We start from the raw sequence: 3,765 nt of genomic DNA on the forward strand, positions 1-3,765 counted from the left end.
CACTGATTAAAGTTTCACTTTATGTGGTACAGACATTAGTTGAAATATAGGTTTTTCCTGTTCTTATTTATATCGTTAACTTGATAATTTATAAATATGAATTTAATGGGGGGATATTATGAAAGATAGCAAACGTTTTAATTTTCACAAGCTTTGGCTAGGACAGTCTATAAGTTTGTTAGGTACTCAGTTTACAATAGTAGCTTTGCCACTTTTTGCATTAGAGGTGTTACAAACAAGTGAAGCAAATGCTGCTATGCTTCGTGGGGTTATATTCGTCCCTTATCTAATTTTCGGGTTAGTAGCCGGTGCTTTAATAGACATTTTTCATAGGAAAAATGTCTTGCTAATTTGTAGTTTATGTCAAGGAGTATTGTTTTTATCAGTATTCATACTGACTGTAACAAATATTATAACGTTCCCTTTACTGGTATTTATCATGTTTTTAAATGGGATATTCACCACGTTTTACAACATTGCCATTCCTTCTTTCTTACCTGAAATAGTAACAGATAAAGACCATTTAAAAAAAGGAAATGCTCAACTAGCACTTTCGGAGTCTCTTTCTATAGTAATTGGTCCTATGCTAGCTGGAATCGTCATTACTTTAGTTGGATTAACAGGCTCGTTTACTGTTGACGCAGTAACGTATTTTGTTTGTTTTATGTTTGTATTAATTATTTCAAAGTTTAAACCGCATACAGAAGGTTCTTTAAAAGACGTAAATTTAAAATCTATATATCAAAACATATATGAAGGTTTGGTATATTTCAAAAAACACCCTGTATTGGAGCCGATTGTAACTTGTGGTGCTGTTTACGGTTTTTTTAAATACATATTAAATAGCATTTTAGTAATATTCCTTTATAAGGTAATGGGTCTATCTGAAATTGAAATAGGATTTGTTGTAGGCTCAGCAGCAGTCGGATTTTTAATAGGTAATACGATACTCATGAAAAAAAGTCAACAAATTAATAATACAAAAATGCTTATTTATAGTGCTACTGTATCAGTTACCGGTTTGGTTTTTATACCGATAATGGGATATATGGGAACAGTTTACGGTATAGTAGCCGCAAGTATCATACACGGTATGGGAGAAGGTGTATTTGGCCCTTACGCTGCAACTATACGACAACTTGCCTCACCAAATCACATGCTAGGCCGAGTAAATGCTGTACAGCGTACGCTGAATTGGGGAGCTTGGGCATTGGGGAGTTTTGCTAGTGCATTTTTAATTTCTATATTAGGGCTTCAAACTACGTTATTTATAGGGGGATTCGGAACAACATTGTGTTTAGTGGCGTTGTTAAGACGAGGTGTATCAAAAGGAAATGATATTGAATATACGAGTTCATTTTAGAGGAGATGATTGTGATGCATAAGGTATTAAAAGGAACTGACATAGAAAATAAACCCCACATTTTATTTATAGGGGGATGGACAAAGCCTATACAAGATGCATTAGACAGTGGCTATATTGTTTCGTACATAGGATCGTACGCTAAACACATATATTTTGATGGGACTATCTTAGAAAAATGTTTCTATAAAAAAGAATTAGACACGACAAATATACCCTTGTCTATATACTATGCTGAAGAATTATTCAAAGAGAAACCATTTGATGTGGTTGTATCTTTCAACGAAACAGCATTAGATACGGCTTGCATAATTGCAAAGATTTTTAATGTTAAAGGGCCTTCTTACAATGCTAATATGATAACCCGCAATAAAGACATGATGCGTGAAATGCTAGCAGGTAAAGACTTTTCGATAGATTCGACAGTTTGCAATAACATTAAAGATATTAATGAATTTTTGAACAAAAAAGATAGTATTATAATAAAGCCCCCGATTGGCGCAGGTGGTAAAGGTGTATCTAAGCTAGACACGGGAGATGACGTAGAGGTATTTTTTGAAGAAAATGGTATTCAACTACCTGTTTTAGTGGAAGAGTACATTGAAGGTGATGTAGTTTATACGATCGAAGCCGTTTCTTATAACAAAAAACATTCTATACTAGCGATATCAGCTGAAGTATTTAAAGAAGATACGTTTATAATAAACTATACTATTATGCCAGCACCTATAGATGAATCTCAAAAACAATTAATTATGGAAAAAGTAATGCTATTTTTGGACGACATGCAAATGGAAAACGGCATTACTCATACAGAAGTAAAGATAGACAAAAAAAATAAGCCAATAATTATAGAATCTCAAGTTAGAATAGGTGGTGGTAATATCTGGAAGATGGTGGAACTAACAACCGGCATATCCCAATTTGGATACTATTATGATGCGTTAGCTACTGAGACTATAGATGAATTTAGATGTGTATCTTCAAAATGTCATGCTATGTCTTTAAGCTTGATTCCAAAACCAGGTTGCTTAAAAGAAATCAAGTATAAGGAGTTAACTAACATATCCGAGGTCGTATTAATTGATCTATTAGTAAAAGAGGGAGACATCATACCAACTATTGTAGATAGCACTCAACGCAAAGGATCTATATTATTTACGACTAGTAATATGAAACGTATGTACGAAGTTGTAGAGGGAATATGTAACAATATAACGTTTGTTTATCAGGATTTAACAGAATGGAAACCTTCTTTTAAAAAATATAAGTAAACAGAAATGTGGCAAATGAATGGTCTATATAAAAAAGAGAAATTTTCGAATTCCCTGATAGTGCTAAACCTAAGTAAAATAATTAACTATCCTATGCAAGAAAGTTGAGCTAGTTAACCGCATATGTTTTATTGAAAGGGTGTGATTGAATTATGGAACGGCCGAATTGGGGAATTGGAGGATTAGTATTTGTTGGCTGCATGTTTCTTGGCGGAGGAGTGGGGTCTATGTTAGGTGATGCCCACAATGGATGGCTAATAGGGATGGGCGCTGGATTTCTTGGTATGGCTTTAACGAGACTGATCAGAAAGTAATATAATTGGAATTCTTCTTCCGGTAAATAAGGAAATATGTATGTAAGTAATTAATGGCATAAGAGCTCTATAAATTATAGTTAGAAGCTTCTCTTTTCTAAATTTCTCCATACATAGATATGATTCTCAAATCGGAGAATGGCACCTTAAGGTGTCTTTTTTATGCTCTTTAAAAATGTCTTAACATATATAGCCGAGTTAATTTAAATAATCAAGAATAATTGAGCTAATAGCTTTCGGTAGATTGTCATCATTTTTTTTTAATAGATTAGATTCATTACCGTTTCAGACCTATGTATTCATTCATAACCTAACAGTAAAAGGGGGGATGATTAAAGGTATGGCGTTTAATGATGAATTAATTTGTCAACAGTTTGCAAAAATTATCGGTGGCCAAGAAGGGTTCGCCGGTGGAAAATGCGTGGCAACAATAAACAGGGATGAAATACGAGCAACAATCTTGGGAAAACGTTTTAGAGTAACAACTTCCTTTTCATTCGAATCACGAGACAATAAAACTGGACGGGCTTTATGCTTAGGCCGAGTAGCACTCTTACAAAGAGAAGTCACTGAATTTGTTGCGACAATTATTAAACAAGGAATAATCGTTTCGTCTATACACAATGAGTGGTTATGTGATGATCCAAATTTGATTTACGTTAATATTGAAGATGTTGATGATCCACTAAATTTCGCAAGAAAAGTCAGAAGAGCATTATGAACGTAATCAATTTCTTTAGTTAAATGAGTGATTATATTAAATTGAAAAGTTCAGCGTGTTGGATGGTTTTATCCCGCTTTAACGGGCAGTAAG

Annotated in this window: 4 protein-coding genes; all 4 read left to right on the forward strand. The window is 33.8% G+C overall.

Annotation, left to right across the window (positions count from 1 at the left end):
- The first annotated feature begins 118 nt into the window (after positions 1-118).
- The 4 genes from RT27_RS30035 (at position 119) to RT27_RS30050 (ending at position 3,672) form a co-directional block, all read left to right on the forward strand.
- The gene (locus RT27_RS30035) at positions 119-1,363 is read left to right on the forward strand and encodes an MFS transporter (RefSeq protein WP_043938797.1); all 1,245 of its coding nucleotides are present in this window, start codon (positions 119-121) and stop codon (positions 1,361-1,363) included.
- 14 nt (positions 1,364-1,377) lie between these two features.
- Entirely contained in the window at positions 1,378-2,637 is a 1,260-nt protein-coding gene (locus RT27_RS30040) for an ATP-grasp domain-containing protein (RefSeq protein WP_043938799.1), read from the forward strand.
- A 152-nt stretch (positions 2,638-2,789) separates the two neighbouring features.
- Positions 2,790-2,951 (forward strand): hypothetical protein, encoded by a 162-nt coding sequence (locus RT27_RS35510; protein WP_043315290.1) that lies wholly within the window; start codon positions 2,790-2,792, stop codon positions 2,949-2,951.
- A 328-nt stretch (positions 2,952-3,279) separates the two neighbouring features.
- On the forward strand, positions 3,280-3,672 hold the full coding sequence (locus RT27_RS30050) for a DUF1259 domain-containing protein (RefSeq protein WP_043938801.1): 393 nt from the start codon (positions 3,280-3,282) through the stop codon (positions 3,670-3,672).
- The last annotated feature ends 93 nt before the right edge of the window (positions 3,673-3,765 follow it).

Origin of the sequence: Bacillus sp. L_1B0_5, from assembly GCF_000836715.1 — a bacterium.
Lineage (GTDB): Bacteria > Bacillota > Bacilli > Bacillales > Bacillaceae_G > Bacillus_A > Bacillus_A thuringiensis_S.